The sequence below is a fragment of the Dysgonomonas massiliensis genome (assembly GCF_900240225.1).
Taxonomy (GTDB): Bacteria; Bacteroidota; Bacteroidia; order Bacteroidales; family Dysgonomonadaceae; genus Dysgonomonas; species Dysgonomonas massiliensis.
In genome coordinates, this window is sequence record NZ_OEPV01000009.1 from 122,277 (window position 1) to 141,375 (window position 19,099).

Consider the following 19,099-nt stretch of genomic DNA (forward strand, 5'->3'; position numbering starts at 1 on the left):
AACTAATATATCTGGCTAAAATATTATGGAAAAAAGAGAGGGATATGGTCATTTATTGAGTTATGTAATTCGTATTGGTGATCTTTTATTATTAAATGGATTATATATTGGGTTACTGTATCTGATGAAGAGAGATGGTGCAATAGGAACATTCTCTGCTCAAGAACTTATTATCTACATTACATTTCTTAACCTTACTTATTTCTTCGTATCAAATATTGTCCGCCCGAATACAATTGAACATTTTGTGTTTTTTGACAAAGTTATACAGAAAGCTAGTGCTCAGATTTTGCTATATATGCTGTGTTTAACGGCAGTATTATCAATAAGTAAGATTTTTGAGATCCCTGCATTGGAGTGGACTTTGGGTAATTTATTTATCGGCGGTATTTTTGTTTCTTGGCATAGTGGTTTTCGCATATTGTTAAAAAAATACAGAAAAAAAGGGCTTAATTATCGCTTTGTTATCATTGTTGGTAGTGATGCTGCAAGTGTTGATTTGTACGAAGAAATGGCAGTTACAGCTTATGGTTATAAGCTTGTTGGATATTTTTCAGACAAGTTATATGAAGGTGATAGAAAATACCTTCCATATTTGGGAGTGACCTCTTCTATAGAAGAGTATATTAAGGATCATCGAGTTGATGAATTATACTATGCATCTACTGAAAAGCGAGATGTGTATGTGAAGCCATTGATGAAGGTATGTGAAAAAAATATGATACGCTTCTTTCTAATACCTGAGTATTATAAGTATGTGAAGAGGAGGATGGTTATGAATATGCTGAATAATACACCTCTTTTATCTTTGCGTAATGAGCCTTTGCAGGATCCAGTTAATAGAATATCGAAGAGGATAGTTGATATCGTTTTATCTTCACTGATACTTGTTACTATATTCCCATGGATGTATATAATATTAGGTGCAATTATAAAAATTACTTCTCCAGGCCCCGTTTTTTTTAAGCAAAAGCGTACAGGGATACAAGGAGAAGAGTTTTATTGTTATAAATTCAGGTCGATGAGGCCCAATAAAGCATCCGATTTACATCAGGCAACACGTAATGATCCCCGAGTGACAAAAATCGGTGCTTTTATGCGTAAAACAAGTTTAGACGAGTTTCCTCAATTCATTAATGTACTTAAAGGTGATATGTCTGTTGTTGGTCCCCGCCCACATATGTTGAAGCATACTGAAGAATATTCAGAGCTTATAGGCAAATTTATGGTAAGGCATTTAGTAAAGCCAGGAATAACTGGTTGGGCTCAGGTTACTGGTTGGAGAGGAGAGACGAAGACTGTTTATGAAATGGAAGAACGAGTAAAGAAAGACGTGTGGTATATTGAAAACTGGTCGTTATCTCTCGATCTTAAAATTATCTTCTTAACAGTGATTAATGTTTTTAAAGGAGAAGAAAATGCTTTCTAAGAATGAGTTTGTGTGTTAGTGAAATTTGATAATAAAGTCAGATAAAAATACTTATCTGACTTTATCTATTTTTACATCTTGTATGATTTATATAGGCTTACTCCTCGACTCTTTGCCAAGTCTGTGTTCGTCCTAATGCTGCAAAACCAATATATCCTCTTACTTTAAGTGTATTTTTGCCGTCAAGTTGGATATTACATTTGTAGACTTTGCCACTCGATGGATCAAGAATTTTGCCATCGTCATATTTATTGCCATTTTTAGACAAACCTTTTAGTACTTCTATTCCGACGACGAGTTTGTCTTTATCTGCTCCTGGACAATCTTTACACTTGAGTCCAGCCATTTTAGGGTTGAGGAGTTTAATGACTTTTCCGTATATTTTCCCGTTTCGTTCAGTTATTTCTACAATCGATTTTGCTTCTCCTGTTGCATCATCGAAAGTCTTCCATTTACCTAATACACTTTGAGCATTAGCTGAAACTGTTAGTATGAGCAAGCTAAATGCTAAGATTAATTTTGTCTTCATAATTTTACTAATAATTGTATTTTAGAAGTACAAAAGTAATTATTTTAGTTGTAAATAAAATTATTAAACGAGAAACTGTTTAGTTTTAGCCTATTCGATTAGAATATGTCTAAATCCCTTCCCGATACAACACGCCCTTTATATTTTGTCGCTATCTCATCAAGCAAATCCTGCTCGGTGTATCCCCAAAATAGAATATGATATAATACGACTATACCCGGTTTTGTCTTTTCTGCTATTTCGCCCAATTCATAAGTTGATGTGTGTTGTTTGGTATGATATTGTTGAGAGGATTTTCTTCTCTTGTCGAATGCTGCTTTGCTATAAACTTCATGTATTAAAATATCTGCACCTTCAGCGTATTCTATAACTTTCTCATTAGGTGTAGTATCTCCTGATATAACTATAATCTTGTCGGGAGTTGTAAATCGGAATCCCCATGCGTTTGGCCAAGTTCCGTGAGTTACGGGGAATGCCTCCACTTTGATATTGTCATCTTGATAAATTACACCTTCTTTTATGAATTCATTGCTGCTTACTCGCCATCCTTGGTTGTTGGCTGATTCTGTGCCATAAATTCTGTATCGAATGTCATCTTCGTATGCTTTCAGTATATGTGACGTCAGTCTGTTTGTTCCTTCCGGTCCAAATACTTTGAGAGGCTCGTTTCGTCCCATAACCCATGGTGTGAGTATAAGATCTGGATATCCAGTTGTATGGTCGGAGTGCAGATGGGTTAAGAATGCTGTTTTTATTTCAGATATTTTTAAGCCCTCAAGTTTTCCTCCATATTTGGGAGTTAAGGCAGCAGCTCGTCGTATTAATCCTGGTCCGAAATCAACGATATAAGGAGTATTATTTACTAGTATCATGATCGAACAGCCAGATTGCTCTGGTGAAGGGTTGGGATTTCCAGTACCTAGTAGTATTACTTTCGTAATGTCTGAATCTGAAAAGTCTCTTTGTGCTGTAGTTGTTATCGCTATTAAGAAAGCGATTAAAGATAAAAATAGGGTCTTCATAGATTTTACTTTAAGGATGTTTCTTAATAAAAAAAGCGACTACATTTAATTGTAATCGCTTTATTGGAGCGGAAGACGGGGCTCAAACCCGCGACCCTCAGCTTGGAAGGCTGATGCTCTATCGACTGAGCTACTTCCGCATGTTATCAAGTGGGCAGTGAAGGATTCGAACCTCCGAAGACGTAAGTCAGCTGAGTTACAGTCAGCCCCAGTTGGCCACTTTGGTAACTGCCCTTATCTTGATTGCGATGCAAAGGTAATAGAAAATTTTATTCTGACAAATTTCTGCGATAAAAATCTATCATTTTTAGTGCAACAATTGCACATTCATCTCCTTTGTTTCCGTGTACGCCTCCTGCGCGGTCTAAGGCTTGCTGCATGTTGTCTGTAGTTAGTAGTCCGAAGATGAATGGGATATCATATCTGATGTTCAAATCAGTGATTCCTTGGGTTACTCCTTCGCATACGTAGTCGAAATGTGGAGTATCTCCTCTAACTACACATCCTAGGATAATAACTGCATCTACTTCCTTGTTTTCGGCTAAATGTTTAGCTCCAAAAGTTAGTTCAAAACTTCCCGGAACATAGTCCACTAGAATGTTTTCTTTCTCAACACCATGTTTTAGTAGTAATTCGCAAGCTCCATTAAGCATTGCTCCCGTAATTTCAGGATTCCATTCCGATACAACGATTCCTACACGCATGTCTTTACCGCTAGGTACTTTGTTCGGATCGTATGATGATAAGTTATGATATGCTGTTGCCATTTTATTCGTTAAATAAGTTAGTTGATACTTTTTGATTTACTTTATATTCGTTCGGATTGAATTTATCGTCTCGTTTAAATACCGGAGTATTCTCTAAGGCTTCTATAATTCGATCGTCATCTAGTTCTTCGTTCGATAATATAATTGGTTTAGGAGTGAAGAAAATATCCTTGACTTCCATAGTCTTTACACCATCTTTTCCGTAATGCTGTTCAATCATTGCATTGATGCGCATTTTCTCTTCTTCTTCAGCACGTACACGTTCTTCTTCGGCGCGTTCTTCCTCTTCGCTCATCTCGAAAAGATGTTGTTCGATACCCGGAATGCTTGACATGCCGAAACCTGTTGCAAGTAATGTAATCTTAACACGCTCGCCCAAATCTTTCTCGGTTGCAGTACCCCAAATAACTTCGACATCCGGTCCGAAACGTTTCATGAAATTTGATACAGATTCCATTTCTTCTACTATCAGTGGATGTTCGTCGTCCGAATAAATGTTAAATAATACTTTCTTCGCATCGAATACGTCGTTGTTATTCAATAACGGAGAATGCAATGATGTTCGGAATGCATCTTCCAGACGATTTTCTCCTTCACCATATCCACTACTCATGATGGCTACACCACCATCTTTCAGGATCGTTTTCACATCGGCAAAGTCGAGATTGATATGTCCATGAACGGTGATGATCTCGGCGATCCCTTTTGCTGCGATGGCCAATGTATCATCAGCTTTGGCAAATGCATTCGGAATTGTTAGGTCAGAATATATATCGATTAGGCGCTCATTATTAATTACAAGTAATGCATCTACATTGTGAGCTATGTCTTCAACTCCTTTCAGAGCCTGAATAATTTTTTTACGACCTTCGAATACGAACGGAATAGTTACAATACCTACTGTCAGAATACCCATGTCTTTAGCTATACGGGCTACTACAGGAGCTGCTCCCGTACCTGTGCCACCACCCATACCGGCAGTGATAAAAACCATCTTAGTTCCATCGTTCAGCAGGCGTTCTATATCCTCACGACTTTCTTCGGCAGCTTTGCGAGCTATTTCAGGACGATTTCCGGCACCAAGTCCTTCGGTGATTTTACGTCCCAACTGAACACGAGTATCTACCGGAGATTGTCCCAGAGCTTGGTTATCTGTGTTGCATAATGCGAAAGATACATCATGTATTCCTTCGTTGTACATATGATTTACGGCATTTCCACCACCACCACCTACACCAATCACTTTGATGATTGTCTGTGTTCTTCTAGGGAACTGGAAATCTAAAATCTTTTCGTCCATATCTTTGTTTTTTTATTTCAATTTGTAATTCGATTCACCGTAGACAATTATTTCTCCTTGTCTTCGTCGTCATCTTCTTCTGTAAACATTGTCCCTCCGAAATTTTGCATTTTTTCGAAGAAATCGAAGATCGAACGTTGGCGTCCATCTTTTTTCTTCTCTTTCTTGTGGGATTTTACAGGTTCTTCGTGCTGATACTGTACCGGTTCTTGAGCAACCTCTTGTTTAGCTTCCGGTTCTGGTTCTACAACAATTGGTTTTGGTTCTTCTTTTTTCTCACAGTTTTCGTTCGCAAAAAGTAGAATTCCTAAGCTTTGAGTGTATGCAGGGTTTTGCGCAAGTTCGGCTGCATTATTAATGTAAACGCGCTTAACCGTACCACGTTTTACTGACAATTCTGATTTTTCGGCTAAATATTCTGACATGCCAGCAAGTTGAGACGCTGCACCAATCATAACAATACCTGCTTCAAGCTGGTCTGCGTATCCAGATTCTTTAATCTGATTGATGACGTTGAATATAATTTCGTCCTGACGCAGTTGAATAACTTTATTCAATTCTTTTACATCTACATCCGAATTGACCACTCCGTGTGTAGTTTTGTCTTTACGCTTACCTAATCTGCCATAACGTATTTTATACGACTCAGCAGCCTCTTGTACAAAACCCAGAGCTTGTATGTCTTTCGTTATTGTACGGCCTCCGAATGGTATAACTGTCAAGAATTTGAGTAATCCGTTTTTGTATATCGATAGGGTAGTTGTACCTGCTCCGAATTCGACTAATGCGCATCCTGCTTGGCGATCAGCTTCGTCTAGTACAAGTATAGCTGAAGAAACTGGTCCTACTATGAATCCCGCAATTGGTATTCCGGCTTTTTCGGTCAAAACTTTTACAATATTGTTTTTGATGTTTGGACGACCAGTTATCAGACGATAACGAACTTCTATAGATGAAGCCGGTTTGTCGATCGGATCTTCTTGAGACTGTCCATCCAAGAAATATTCAGGAGCAATTACGCCGTAATTGGTCATAAATTCAGGCTTGCTTTGCTTTGCACGCTGTTCCATTTCGTCGAGCATAGCGAAGGTTACTGGTGTTTCTTCGTCCAGAACCTTAGTTTCCATATGATCTATTGCACGTAGCGAACGACCGCTGATAGAAACATATGTTTTACCTATTTTCTTTCCTACTTTATTTTCAAGAAGGTTAATAAGCTTTTTTACCTTGCCTGCGGCTTCATCGATATTGTAGATTACGCCGTATTTCATACAAGTATCCGCAGGTATGCTTTCCGAAGCCAGAATAGTAATTACACCTTGCTCGTTTTTTCTACCCAGAACACCTACTATCTTCGATGTTCCGAAATCTATTCCTGCAATAAATCCTGCTTGATCCATAATTCTCTGTATTTGTATATCGCTTTTTAGCGATTTTCGTTATTCTTCTTTAGCGCTTTTTACAAACGACTTGATTATCAAACTTCAAATTTATAACAGAATATTTATTCCACCCTGTTTCATTCAAGCCTTTTTGGTAAAAAGTCATTAATTTATCTAATTTTTTCTCGTATCCGTCAAGTTTGCCTAATTCTATCTTCTGATCGCCTACACGTGGAATGAGCATAATCTCTCCATTTCCTTCTACTACTATCTGCTCGATCTGAGCATTCCAAAATTCATTTTCTTTCAGAAACTTTGCAAATCGGTATAGCTCGTTACAAGCCAGACTATCGCTCACATATCCCGAAGCAACTGGAATATGCGCACTCGATTTTAGAGCGATAGGCATCTTCTGACCTTCGGTATCGACATAAAAACTTTGTCCTTTACCATTGAAAACTCTCAGTATAGGTTTGCGTTCGTAGAGATTGATACGTATCAGGTTGTTATTTGTAACAAATACTTCGGCTTCTTTGATTGTCTGTATTTTGATGAGTTTACTCTGAATACTATCTGTATTAATGTCTTTGAACTGTTTCCCTGTCGGATCCAGATGGTTCGCCTTTATGTAGTTTTCTACTTCGTTGATATTGATAAAGCTCTTGTCGGAGTTTTCGATTACGATCTCCAATCCTTCGCAAATACCTTCTTTGGGCTTATCTTGAAAATAGATAGCCGCGAAAACAAGGTAACCTGCAACAAGGCAAAGCAATATGATAATCAGCGCTTTTTTCATACGTTATATTTATTCTTCAATAAATTGGTTATAGGATCTAGAAGTCGGTCTATATCTCCTGCACCTAAAGTAAGTAATACCTCAATATCATCTTTTTTCTCTAATAATGCAAGCAAATCCTCTTTGCGGCAAAGAGTTTTTGGACATGTAACTTTATCGAAAATAATTTCAGACGAAACACCTTCTATCGGCAATTCGCGAGCAGGATATATATCCAAAAGGATAAGCTCGTCCAGGAGTGATAAGCTTTCTGCAAATTCTGTTGCAAAATCGCGAGTACGAGTATAAAGATGAGGCTGGAATATACCCGTAACTTTTTTGTCTTTGTATAATTCTTTTACCGAAGTAATGCTTGCACGAAGTTCGTCCGGATGATGTGCATAGTCGTCAATCATGACTATCTTATCAGTTTTCAGATGAAAGTCAAATCTGCGTTTTGCTCCTTCGAATGTAGCCATTGCGTGACGCAATTCGTCTGCCGTAGCTCCGTTAAGCCATGCCAAAGCCATTGCTCCAATACTGTTTTCAATATTTATTTTGATAGGAACACCCAAATGGATGTCTTTTATTATTTCGGTTGGCGTATTAAAATCGAAATGAATTTCGCCATTGCCTATACGAATATTTTTGGCGTGGAAATCGCCCTTATCTTGCGAGTAGGTATATATGCGGACTCCGTCGGCAACTTCGGGCAAAAGTTTAATTGCATGTCTCATTACCAATGCACCGCCAGGTTGGATAAGTGTTGTGAAATGCTTGAAGCTTTCAAGATATGCTTCTTCTGTGCCATATATATCCAAATGATCGGGATCTACTGATGTGATCAGAGCCATGTATGGGTGCAGCCAGTGAAACGAGCGGTCGTATTCGTCAGCTTCCACAACTGTAAACTCACTGCTGTCAGATAGAAGCAGATTGTTGTTGTAATTTTTTAAAATACCGCCTAAAAAGGCATTACAATCTAAGTGTGATTGCTTCAGTATGTGAGCTAGCATACTTGAAGTCGTAGTTTTGCCATGAGTTCCCGCACAACAAAGCGCCTTGCTAGTCTTGGTAATCATACCTAAAACTTCGGCACGCTTGTGTATATCGAAACTATTATTACGAAAATATGTTATTTCGTTGCTGTCGGATGGTATAGCAGGCGTATATACCACTAATGTAGTTTCTTTCTCTTTGCAGTAAGATGGAATATTGTTTATATCATCAATGTAATGTACATCAGCTCCTTCCGCTTCCAGATTTTTGGTAAGTGCGCTTTCTACTCTATCGTAACCGGCTACTTTCAGCCCTTTAGACATGAAATAGCGGGCAAGATTACTCATGCCTATTCCTCCGATTCCGATAAAATATACAGCCTTTATATTATCCATTTTTTTGAATTATTTTTACGATTTCGTCTACAATGCGCTCGTCCGAACTACGTTGTGCTAATGCGGATATATTAACTGACAGTTCGTTTAAGCGTTTGTCGTCTTGAACTACTTCTAGTGCAGTTTCTATCAGCTTGTCTCCCGTTTCTTTATCGTTGATGAAAATAGCAGCATCTTTCTCAACCAATGCCATTGCATTTTTTGTCTGATGATCTTCGGCTACATTCGGAGAAGGGACTAGTATTACGGGTTTTCCAAGTAAGCTTAGCTCCGAGATTGAACTTGCACCGGCACGAGATATTACAAGATCGGCAGCTTTGTATGCATAATCCATGCGATTTATGAAGTCATGTAGTTTTATATTCTCAGGATCGCCTTCGGCTGCGAGTTTCATAGCAGCGTCAGTGATGTATAGTTCGCCGCATTGCCAGATTACTTGTATATCCGATTTTTTTATAATATCTATATTTTTAAGCACTCCCCAGTTGATAGATTGTGCTCCTAAACTTCCACCAACAACAAGAATTGTTTTTTTGTTTGGACCTATTTTAAAGTATTCGGCAGCTTCTTCTCTTGTTATATTGCTTGACATTAATGTTTCGCGACAAGGGTTTCCTGTCATAACGATTTTATCTTTCGGAAAGAATTTTTCCATTCCTTCGTATGCAACACATATACGAGTTGCTTTTTCTGCCAGAAGTTTGTTGGTAACTCCCGCATATGAGTTTTGTTCCTGGATAAGAGTAGGTATCCCCATTGCAGCAGCTTTGCGTAAAGTTGGTCCGCTGGCAAATCCTCCGACACCAATGGCTATATGAGGTTTGAAGTCTTTGATTATTCTTCCGGCTTTGCGTAAACTTTTTTGCAACTTCCAAAGAACTGAAAAATTACGAAGCAGATTCTTGCGATCGAACCCCGCTACATCCAGCCCTTCGATTTTATATCCGGCAGCAGGCACACGTTTCATCTCCATGCGTCCATTTGCACCTACAAATAATATTTCAGAATTGGGGAATCGCTTTTTTATTGCATTTGCAATAGCTATCGCAGGAAATATATGACCTCCTGTTCCACCACCGCTTATTATTACTCTTATGTTATCCATAAACTATATCTTGTCTTAAAATCAACTTTCTACTTCAGCTTTCGAGAAATCTCCAACCTCTAAGTTAGCAATATCTTCATCAACTTCCTCGTGTTCATCTTCGTTTATTTTGGCCGAACAAGCTAATATGATGCCAAAATATGCACAAGTAATGATTGTTGATGTACCTCCGCGACTGATGAGTGGCAGTGGTTGCCCTGTTACGGGAATCAAACCTACAGCAACAGCCATATTAGCCAGTGCTTGTATTGTTATCATTAACCCGGCTCCGAGGATGAGATATCGTGGAAATTTCTTATCCGTTTTGGATGCAATAATACCACATCTGAGCATGAGTGCGATGTATAAAAGTAATACAAAAAGTCCGCCAAAGAGTCCCATCTCTTCTAGTATGATGGCATAGATGAAGTCGGAATATGCCTGAGGCAGTACGTCACGTTCACTACCACTTCCTGGAAAACCGATTAATCCTCCGTTAGCAATAGCTATTTTTGCATGTGATTCCTGATAGTTTTCGTCTGTTATCTTAAACTCAGGATCGCCTATCTTCACGTCGTCATCGCTGTGGCGCTCGATACGAGCTTTCCATGTTGCCAGACGTGGAATATATTCCTTCGTAAACGAGTCGGGAATTAACGCGGCTAAACTTATAAGTAGCACTAATCCTACAATTCCAGCCCCAACAAGCTTTACTAATCGTTTCATACTGACTTGACCAATGAACATCATCAGGAAAGACACAGCAAAGAGTAAACATGCAGTTGATAGGTTTTCGGGAGCAATGAGTATGCAAGTTCCGAAAATGGCAACCAGCATCGTTTTATATATCCAACTCTCGTTCTTTTCGTTCATCCTGCTAAGAAAGAATGCAAGGAATCCAATCAGGGAGATTTTAGCAAATTCGGATGGCTGAATAGTAAATGCACCAACGCCCAACCAACGTTGAGCACCATTGACATTTTCACCGAAAGACATGGCTATGACAAGCAAAATGGCCGATACTGGAACACCAAAAACCAGTATAGAAAAGAAGCGGGTAGGTATTCTTTGCAAGAATAGTACTCCTCCTAAACCAATCAGAAGAAAGGCTGCATGCCGAAGTATAGGTGCCCAATGATTTTGTTGTCGGTACACGATTGTACTCGATGCACTGAATACCTCGAGCAGTGATACGACACATAGAGCAATGAAAATACCCCAGATAACCTTATCGCCTTTTAATGCTTTGCCTAGAGCCTGTAAGTTCATATCCGTTAATTATAATTTGCGTACACAATCTTTGAACTGTGTACCTCTGTCTTCGTAACTTTTAAATAAATCGAAGCTTGCACAGCAAGGGGAAAGGAGAACTGTATCGCCTTCATTTGCTAATTTATAGGCTTTGTTTACAGCTTCTTCCATTGATGTTGCATCTTCGATAACAGAAATTTTTGAATCGAAAAACTGATGAAGTTTAGCATTGTCTGTTCCTAAGAAAACAAGTGCGTGGACTTTTTGTTTAACCAATTCTTCTATTTCGGTATAATCATTTCCTTTGTCTATACCTCCGAGAATCAAAACGGTTTTAGTCTTCATGCTTTGTAGAGCATACCAACATGAATTTACGTTAGTAGCTTTCGAGTCGTTGATGAATTGTACTCCACGAACACGAGCCACTTTTTCCAATCTATGTTCCACTCCCTGAAAATCGCTGAGCGACTGACGTAGAGTCTCATCTTTGATGTCCAGTACTTTGGCCGCTATTCCCGATGCAAGTGAATTGTATAGGTTATGAGTACCGGTTAGGGCTAATAAATCTTGTTCCATGACAAATTCAGATTTTGGTGTTTGGATGTATATTTTTTTATCTTTAGGGTAGGCACAGATGTTTTGGCCTTCATGATCGGCAAAAATATATTGTTGTGCCTGAATAGCTTTTCTTTCAACTTCTTTCGATACGATAGGATCGTCAGCCCAATGAATGAATATGTCTTCTTGGGTTTGATTTTGAATAATACGCATTTTCGAATCAACGTATTTTTGCATTTCGTAATCGTATCTGTCCAAATGATCAGGTGTAATATTTAATAGTATTGCGATGTTTGCTCTGAAGTCGTACATATTATCCAGTTGGAAACTGCTAAGTTCCAAAACATAATAATCGAAATTCTTCTCGGCTACCTGACGGGCGAAGCTTTGACCTATATTACCGCCTAAGCCGACATTCAATCCTGCTGATTGCAGGATATGATATAGGAGGCTGGTTGTCGTAGTTTTTCCGTTGCTACCGGTGATGCATATCATTTTAGCATCGGTATATCTGCCTGCAAATTCGATTTCGGATATGATTGGTATTCCTTTTTCTGCAGCCTCTTTTACCAAAGGATTTGTATTAGGGATACCCGGACTTTTGATAATGGTTGATGCCGCAAGAATCAAATCGTCGGTATGCCCATTTTCTTCGTATGGTATACCGTATTTGTCTAGCTCGGCTTTGTATTTATCCTTCAAAGGGCCGTTGTCCGACAAGAAAACATCGAACCCCTTAGCTTGTGCCAGAATTGCAGATCCGACACCACTTTCGCCTCCTCCCAGGATTATTATTTTGTTCATTATCATCGTTTATCGCATTTTTAGGGTTGCCAACGTTAGTACGGCTAGTATAATACCTATAATCCAGAAGCGAGTTACAATCTTCGATTCGGGAATTGGTGTTATTGGGTGCTGAAACTTAGCCATTATTCCTGCATTTCCTGCTTTTTGGAAATGGTGATGTAGAGGTGTCATTTTGAAAATACGGCGTCCTTCACCATATTTCTTTTTAGTGAATTTGAAGTAGAACACCTGCATCATGACTGACAGACTCTCTACAAAGAAAATACCACAAAGAATAGGTAGCAGTAGTTCTTTGTGAATAATTACTGCAAATACTCCAATGATACCACCTATTGTCAAACTTCCTGTGTCGCCCATAAAGACCTGAGCCGGATATGCGTTGTACCAAAGGAATCCAATGAGAGCTCCGATGAATGCGGCTGCAAATATTACCAGCTCCTGACTACCGGGGATAAACATTATATTCAGATAGGATGAAAATTCGATGTGCCCCGATACATAAGCGAGTATTCCCAGAGTTGCTCCGATGATTGCGGAGCTTCCGGCGGCTAGACCATCGAGTCCATCTGTCAGATTCGCTCCATTCGATACAGCGGTAACAATAAATATAACGATAATGACGAATAGTATCCATGCAGCCGGCTCGGCATAATCGCCAAGGAATGATACTAGTTGTTCGTAATCTAGATTATTGTTTTTTACGAATGGAATAGTTGTCTGAGTCGATTTGACTCCATCAGCTTCGTATGTTACACGTTCTATTACTCCATCAGCACTAAGGACTTCAACGTTCTCTTTTACAATAACTGCAGGGCTCAGATAAAGAGTAAGTCCAACTATCAAACCAAGACCAATTTGTGCGATGATCTTGAATTTTCCTTTCATTCCTTCTTTATCTTTTTTGAATATTTTGATGTAATCATCAGCAAAACCTAGTGCTCCTAGCCAGATGGTTGTTATCAGCATTAATATGATGTAGACATTATCCAGACGTGCACATAATAATACGGGAACCAAAATGGATACAATAATTATGATCCCTCCCATAGTAGGAGTTCCCTTTTTGCTCATTTGTCCTTCTAAGCCCAGATTTCGTATTGTCTCTCCGATTTGTAATTTCTGTAATTTGTCGATGATCTTACGGCCAATAATTGTAGATATCAGCAATGATAATACAATTGCAATTGCCGAGCGGAATGATACGTATTGAAACATCCCTGCTCCGGGGAAATCTAGTTTGTTGAGATAGTCAAATAAATAATATAACATTTCTTAAAGTTCTATTTTGTAGTGTTATTTAATATCGAATAGTTCTTGGACAATTTCGCTGTCGTCGAAATGGTGCTTCACACCTTTTACATCCTGATAGTTTTCGTGACCTTTTCCGGCAATGAGGATAACATCTCCAGTGCGGGCTATTTTGCAGGCTGTGCGAATGGCTTGCTCGCGTTCAACAATCATCAAAGCTTTTTTCTGTTGATCGCTTGTTAGTCCGTCAGCCATGTCATTGATGATAGCCTGAGGTTCTTCGAATCGCGGATTGTCGGATGTAAGTATTACTTGATTGCTTAAGCGAACTGCTTCGCGTGCCATGATTGGACGTTTTGTTTTATCTCGGTTTCCACCGCAACCAACAACTGTAATTATTTGTCCTTGTCCTTGCAGTACTTCGTGTATTGCTTCAAGTACATTGACTAATGCGTCTGGAGTGTGAGCGTAGTCAACGATTGCTGTAATGCCATCATCAGATCGGAATGTTTGGAATCGCCCAGATACTGGCTTCAATGCACTAAGAGTTACGAGGATTTCATCCATTTGCTGACCTAGTAGATTTGCTGCTCCATATACAGCCAGTAAGTTGTACACATTGAATACTCCTACAAATTGTACTTGAACTTCGCGCCCATTGATTTCGATAGCTGTTCCATCGAAATGCTTTTCGATGATTTTTCCTTTGTAGTCTGCTAGTCCTCTGACTGAATAAGTGTGTTTTTGGGCTTTCGTATTCTGAAGCATTACCATTCCGTTCTTGTCATCAACGTTTGTCAGAGCGAATGCTGTAGCAGGTAATTCGTCGAAAAACATCTTTTTGGCTTTCAGATATTCTTCCATTGTATGGTGATAATCCAAGTGATCTTGAGTCAGGTTTGTAAATATGCCTCCGGCGAAATTTAGTCCACTGATACGTTTTTGATGGATAGCGTGAGAACTAACTTCCATAAATGCATAATCGCAACCAGCTTCAACCATTTTAGCCAACATCTCATTCAGCGTAAGCGGATCGGGTGTTGTATGTGTCGCGTGGAATTCTTTATCATTCACATAGTTTGCAACTGTCGATAGCAATCCTGCTTTATATCCCAATCGGCGAAACATATTATATAATAAGGTGGCGGTTGTGGTTTTGCCGTTCGTGCCTGTTACTCCTACAAGTTTCAACTTACTGCTTGGATCGCCGTACCAAAGAGTGGCAATTGCGCCAGCAGCGTCGGCAGAATGTTTTACTTTGACGAATGTTATCTCTTTGTTATCTGTTTTGATTGTATCTTCTTCGTATACTATGACACTTGCCCCTTGTTCTATAGCGTTTTCTACATAATTGTGTCCGTCAACCTGAACACCTTTGATAGCTATAAAAAGTGCATTGCGCTCGACATTACGCGAGTCGGTACAAATCAGTTTGACTTCCTTATTATCGTCTCCTTTAATCGTGACGATGTCAACTTTCTTCAATAAATCTTGCAACTTCATAATAGCTTCCCTTTCTGTATTCTAATTTAATCGTATTGTTATCGTTGACCCCGTAATCAGTCGGCTTCCTGCCGGAATCGATTGCTCTACAACCTTTCCAGCTCCCGTCAGATGTACTCGTAATCCTTTACTCTCAAGTAGATAAACCGCATCTTTAGCTCCCATTCCAATGACCGAAGGGGTAAGTCCGTCTTTAATTTCTTTCCCCTGTATGAGAATTGCACCCTGATCGTTAGTTTCGACAGATGACCATGTTGATAGATCGTCGGATGTATATTTCTGATGAAGTTTATCAAGGATATATTCCGTATATTGTCTGTAACCGGCTTTAACTTTCGGTACTAGTGTATGTACTGTATCGGCTGGAGCTTTGATACGTTCGTCAGCAATGTTGCGTACAAAAATACCTTCGGCAATACGTCTGAATACAGCTCCCGGCATCAAGCCTCCCGAAGGGCTTCCTTGCGGACGGCGTATACCTACGAAGATTGTATATTTGGGTTTGTCTGAAGGGAAATATCCACAGAACGATACGTAGTAGCCACTGTATCCTCCTCTAGAAGCAATCATTGCTGTTCCCGTTTTACCCGCTATCTCAACTAATTCTGAATTAACAGCTTTAGCTGTTCCGTCAGTAACAACTCCGCGCAATATGTCTTTTACTTGTTGCAGAGTCTTGTCTGAACATAGCTTGTCTTTTATTACTTCAGCTTCGAACTCTTCTTCAACCGAACCATTGTTTGTAAATGCTTTTGTAAGGAATGGTTTAAGCATCTTTCCATTGTTTGCAATGCCATTATAAAACATCAGCATATATATAGGCGGAAATTGAGTCTCGTAACCGAATGACATCCATGGAAGTGTTGTCTTCGACCAAGGGTTGTATTTATCATCAGGATAACGTATCGAGGTTGTTCCTTCACGACCTTGTACTGGTACATCCCATGTTAATTTTTTCATTAATCCCATTTCTTCCATACGTTGAACGTACTTCTTAGGATTATCTTCGTAGCCTTTCAAAATCATTTTGGCTATGACTGTATTCAGGGAAGAGTACATACCTTGAGCTACAGTAACATTTCCTCTATCTCTGCCTTTGCGCCAATCGTGGTCTTTTACGACCCTTTTTCCGTATTGAAATTGCCCGTTGCCAACATGGAATTCTTCGTCAGGTGTAACGACGCCGTCTTCAAGGGCTATCATTAAAGAGATTGTCTTGAATGTTGATCCAGGTTCGGACATATACGAGAATGCATTAGGGTTGCCTTCTCCGTATACACCCTCACTAATTCGGTCAAGATTCACCAAAGCTTTGATTTCTCCGGTTTCTACTTCCATTACTATTGCTGTGCCTGATTCAGCTTTAGTTTCTACAAGCTTATCGTTCAAGGCGCGCTCGGCCATATCCTGAATGTCTACATTCAGTGTGGTCTGTACATCCCATCCGTCTTTTGGTTGAACCAATATAACATCAGTCCATCTCCCACTATTGCGTTGGCGATTTTTTACTCCGGGTTCTCCACGAAGTATCGAATCGTATTTAAGTTCAAGGCCGCTACTGCCACCCATTGCAATATCCTTATAGATTGATCCTACCGTGCGGCCGGCCAATCTGCCGAAAGGTTTCAGACGGCGCGTTTTTTCTTCGGCTATCATACCTGTCTGATTACTGCGTTTGTTAAAGAATGGAAGAGTTCGCAGTTCTTTCAGTTGTACGTAATTGATATCCTGAGGGATGATGCGGATATAACGACTTTTGGTTCTTACTTTTTTGTTCGAGCCATTCTGTCTTACTCGCTCTATTTCGGCTAGCTCTTTACGACTAAGAGCCCATCCGTCCATGAATGTTTTCTTATATTGTGCAGCGCTTCGGCTAGGATATCGTTTTGCCAATTCTTGAGAAAGAGGTGTGACATACTTCATCAGTGTATCTTTCTTAATACCTTCAGCCATGAAGTCAACATAGATTCCATACAACGGTTCGCTCGTTGCCAGGAGTCTGCCGTCATCCGAATAAATGTTCCCTCTGTTGGGTAAAACTTCGCGTTCCTTCGAAACCATGACTTCACGCCCGATCTCGCGCCACATGGGTCCTTCGACGTATTTTGTGTTTATGATACAAACAAGTATAGCAATGAATATGATCGAAAAAAACAGAACAATCCAGCCATAACGCCCGACTGCTGTTTTTCTTGATGATTTCGATGTTGTTTCTGCCATTTCTGTTCGTTATTTTTTTAAAGTATAAGCTGGCTCTTTCGACCGTTCGAGATCCAACCCATATTGTTGTACTAATTCATTAACTTTCATTTCGCGGCTGACACTCATTAGTTCAGCAGCTATTGTGTTCGATTCGTATTTTGCATCTATCAATTCGCGTTGAAGGCGATCAATGCGATCTCGCTTTTCGATGCAGCTGAATCGGTTACTGATGTAAAATGCCGCAATAGCGAATATGATGACGATGAAGCGAATATTCTTCACAATGATATCTTCGGTAAGCACCGTGCCTCCCAAGACGTACATAATGTTCTTTTTGATATTCTTTGGCTTCATTTTGTTTTATATTTTTTCTGCTATTCTGAGTTTTGCACTGCGTGAACGAGGGTTTCTTTCTAATTCATCCTCATCTGGAATGATAATTTTATTGTTTACCAAACGGAATGGGGTATTTACATTTCCGTAAAAATCTTTATCAACTTTTCCCTCGAAGTTGCCGGTTTTGAAAAAGTTCTTAACAAGGCGGTCTTCTAGCGAGTGGTAAGTGATGACTGATAAGCGTCCTCCCGATTTTAGCATTTCCAATGATTGCTTCAGCATGTCTTTGAGAGCATCCATTTCTTCGTTTACTTCTATTCGTAGAGCTTGGAATGCCTGAGCCAGTACTTTTTTCTCCTTTTCACTTCTGCCAACAAAAGGAGAAAGAATATTCAGTAAATCGCTTATTGTCTTGAATTTATTTTGCTGTCTGGCTTTCACTATTGATGATGCAATTCTGCGCGATTGCTTTAACTCTCCGTACAAATAGAATACGTCCGCTAGCTTTTCTTCGCTATATTCATTCAGAATATCGGCTGCTGTTTTTCCTGCTTTCTGATTCATTCGCATATCTAGTGCCCCATCGTCGTAACGAAATGAAAATCCGCGGGTAGAGTCGTCGAAGTGATGTGATGATACTCCTAGATCGGCAAGAACTGAATCGACTTCTTCGACTTCATAGTAACGCATAAAGTTTTTTAGATAGCGGAAGTTGCTATGTACGAACGTGAAGTTTGGTTGCTCTTTTATGTTTTTGAAAGAATCCTGATCTTGATCGAAAGAGTATAGATGTCCTTTGTCTCCTAGTCGTGATAGTATTTCACGTGAGTGTCCGCCGCCACCAAATGTGACGTCAATACATATACTATCCGGCTGGATATTCATCCCGTCAACGCTTTCTTTCAGCAAAACCGGTATGTGATAAACTTCGCTCATAAAAATCAAATGTTATTCGTTGTCAGGATTGCTGCTCATTAATTGCTGAATCTGTGTGCTGAAATCCTCGCTAGATATCAGAGTGCCGTTCAGAGTTTCGCGTGTCCAGATTTCTATTGTGTTGTCGACACCAAGGAATACTACTTCGCTCTCTATCTTTAGCATCTGTATATAGCGTTTGGGTATAAGTATACGTCCGTTAGCGTCCATTTCTACGCGTTCGGCATCGACTACGAATTGTCTGAATAACTGCTGTTGAGATTTGTCCCAACGATTAAGTCGCGAACGCAATTGTGATACCTCTTTCTCCCAAACTTGCTGTGGGTAAAGCGTCAGACATTCTTGAAAAATATCTTTGCGAAGAATTAAAGTGCCTTCTCCCGAAGATTGTAGTATCTTCCGGAATGCAGCAGGAACAAAGACCCGAGCCTTTGTGTCGATCTTCGCTTCAATATTTCCTAGAAAATTCAGCATTAAACAACTGTTGTTTAGTTAAATATGCACTTTGTGGTGTAAAGATATAAAATAAAACACCTTCCCCCACTTTTCCCCACTTAATTTTAATAAAAAGTTTTC

17 protein-coding genes and 2 tRNA genes are annotated in these 19,099 nt (G+C 39.5%); 1 reads left to right on the forward strand and 18 read right to left on the reverse strand.

Annotation, left to right across the window (positions count from 1 at the left end; translation table 11 throughout):
* The first annotated feature begins 25 nt into the window (after nt 1–25).
* Nucleotides 26–1,429 (forward strand): undecaprenyl-phosphate glucose phosphotransferase, encoded by a 1,404-nt coding sequence (locus tag C1A06_RS10605; RefSeq protein ID WP_101690238.1) that lies wholly within the window; start codon nt 26–28, stop codon nt 1,427–1,429.
* Nucleotides 1,430–1,526: 97 nt separating this feature from the next.
* Here C1A06_RS10605 and C1A06_RS10610 read toward each other — a convergent pair whose 3' ends face one another.
* The 18 genes from C1A06_RS10610 to mraZ all read right to left on the reverse strand — a co-directional run bounded on the left by C1A06_RS10610 (nt 1,527) and on the right by mraZ (nt 18,997).
* Entirely contained in the window at nt 1,527–1,958 is a 432-nt protein-coding gene (locus C1A06_RS10610; RefSeq protein WP_101690239.1) for a DUF2147 domain-containing protein, read from the reverse strand.
* Nucleotides 1,959–2,056: 98 nt separating this feature from the next.
* The gene (locus C1A06_RS10615) at nt 2,057–2,980 is read right to left on the reverse strand and encodes an MBL fold metallo-hydrolase (RefSeq protein WP_101690240.1); all 924 of its coding nucleotides are present in this window, start codon (nt 2,978–2,980) and stop codon (nt 2,057–2,059) included.
* Between the two features lie 64 nt (nt 2,981–3,044).
* Nucleotides 3,045–3,120 (reverse strand) — tRNA-Gly (locus C1A06_RS10620).
* A gap of 11 nt (nt 3,121–3,131) precedes the next feature.
* Nucleotides 3,132–3,214: transfer RNA gene (locus C1A06_RS10625), tRNA-Tyr, on the reverse strand.
* Between the two features lie 35 nt (nt 3,215–3,249).
* Nucleotides 3,250–3,747, reverse strand: a complete 498-nt coding sequence (gene ribH / locus C1A06_RS10630; protein ID WP_101690241.1) for a 6,7-dimethyl-8-ribityllumazine synthase — start codon at nt 3,745–3,747, stop codon at nt 3,250–3,252.
* 1 nt (nt 3,748) lies between these two features.
* Complete coding sequence (ftsZ, locus tag C1A06_RS10635) at nt 3,749–5,047, reverse strand: cell division protein FtsZ (RefSeq protein ID WP_101690242.1); 1,299 nt, start codon at nt 5,045–5,047, stop codon at nt 3,749–3,751.
* 47 nt (nt 5,048–5,094) lie between these two features.
* A complete protein-coding gene (gene ftsA / locus C1A06_RS10640) occupies nt 5,095–6,447 on the reverse strand; it encodes a cell division protein FtsA (protein ID WP_101690243.1) in 1,353 nt (450 codons plus the stop codon).
* 49 nt (nt 6,448–6,496) lie between these two features.
* Nucleotides 6,497–7,225 carry a cell division protein FtsQ/DivIB gene (locus C1A06_RS10645; protein ID WP_101690244.1) on the reverse strand — a complete coding sequence of 243 codons (729 nt, stop codon included), beginning with the start codon at nt 7,223–7,225 and terminating at the stop codon, nt 6,497–6,499.
* Nucleotides 7,222–8,598 carry a UDP-N-acetylmuramate--L-alanine ligase gene (murC, locus tag C1A06_RS10650; RefSeq protein WP_101690245.1) on the reverse strand — a complete coding sequence of 459 codons (1,377 nt, stop codon included), beginning with the start codon at nt 8,596–8,598 and terminating at the stop codon, nt 7,222–7,224. The genes C1A06_RS10645 and murC overlap by 4 nt, the downstream gene beginning before the upstream one ends.
* Nucleotides 8,591–9,703, reverse strand: a complete 1,113-nt coding sequence (gene murG / locus C1A06_RS10655) for an undecaprenyldiphospho-muramoylpentapeptide beta-N-acetylglucosaminyltransferase (protein WP_101690246.1) — start codon at nt 9,701–9,703, stop codon at nt 8,591–8,593. The genes murC and murG overlap by 8 nt, the downstream gene beginning before the upstream one ends.
* 21 nt (nt 9,704–9,724) lie before the next feature.
* A complete protein-coding gene (locus C1A06_RS10660) occupies nt 9,725–10,951 on the reverse strand; it encodes an FtsW/RodA/SpoVE family cell cycle protein (protein ID WP_101690247.1) in 1,227 nt (408 codons plus the stop codon).
* Between the two features lie 9 nt (nt 10,952–10,960).
* Nucleotides 10,961–12,295 (reverse strand): UDP-N-acetylmuramoyl-L-alanine--D-glutamate ligase, encoded by a 1,335-nt coding sequence (murD, locus tag C1A06_RS10665; protein ID WP_101690316.1) that lies wholly within the window; start codon nt 12,293–12,295, stop codon nt 10,961–10,963.
* A 9-nt stretch (nt 12,296–12,304) separates the two neighbouring features.
* Nucleotides 12,305–13,567 (reverse strand): phospho-N-acetylmuramoyl-pentapeptide-transferase, encoded by a 1,263-nt coding sequence (gene mraY, locus C1A06_RS10670; RefSeq protein WP_101690248.1) that lies wholly within the window; start codon nt 13,565–13,567, stop codon nt 12,305–12,307.
* A gap of 24 nt (nt 13,568–13,591) precedes the next feature.
* Entirely contained in the window at nt 13,592–15,049 is a 1,458-nt protein-coding gene (locus tag C1A06_RS10675) for a UDP-N-acetylmuramoyl-L-alanyl-D-glutamate--2,6-diaminopimelate ligase (RefSeq protein WP_101690249.1), read from the reverse strand.
* 21 nt (nt 15,050–15,070) lie between these two features.
* The gene (locus tag C1A06_RS10680) at nt 15,071–17,269 is read right to left on the reverse strand and encodes a PASTA domain-containing penicillin-binding protein (RefSeq protein WP_101690250.1); all 2,199 of its coding nucleotides are present in this window, start codon (nt 17,267–17,269) and stop codon (nt 15,071–15,073) included.
* A gap of 9 nt (nt 17,270–17,278) precedes the next feature.
* Entirely contained in the window at nt 17,279–17,605 is a 327-nt protein-coding gene (locus C1A06_RS10685) for an FtsL-like putative cell division protein (protein WP_101690251.1), read from the reverse strand.
* Nucleotides 17,606–17,611: 6 nt separating this feature from the next.
* Nucleotides 17,612–18,523 (reverse strand): 16S rRNA (cytosine(1402)-N(4))-methyltransferase RsmH, encoded by a 912-nt coding sequence (gene rsmH / locus C1A06_RS10690; RefSeq protein WP_101690252.1) that lies wholly within the window; start codon nt 18,521–18,523, stop codon nt 17,612–17,614.
* 12 nt (nt 18,524–18,535) lie between these two features.
* Nucleotides 18,536–18,997, reverse strand: a complete 462-nt coding sequence (gene mraZ / locus C1A06_RS10695; RefSeq protein WP_101690253.1) for a division/cell wall cluster transcriptional repressor MraZ — start codon at nt 18,995–18,997, stop codon at nt 18,536–18,538.
* Between the last annotated feature and the right edge of the window lie 102 nt (nt 18,998–19,099).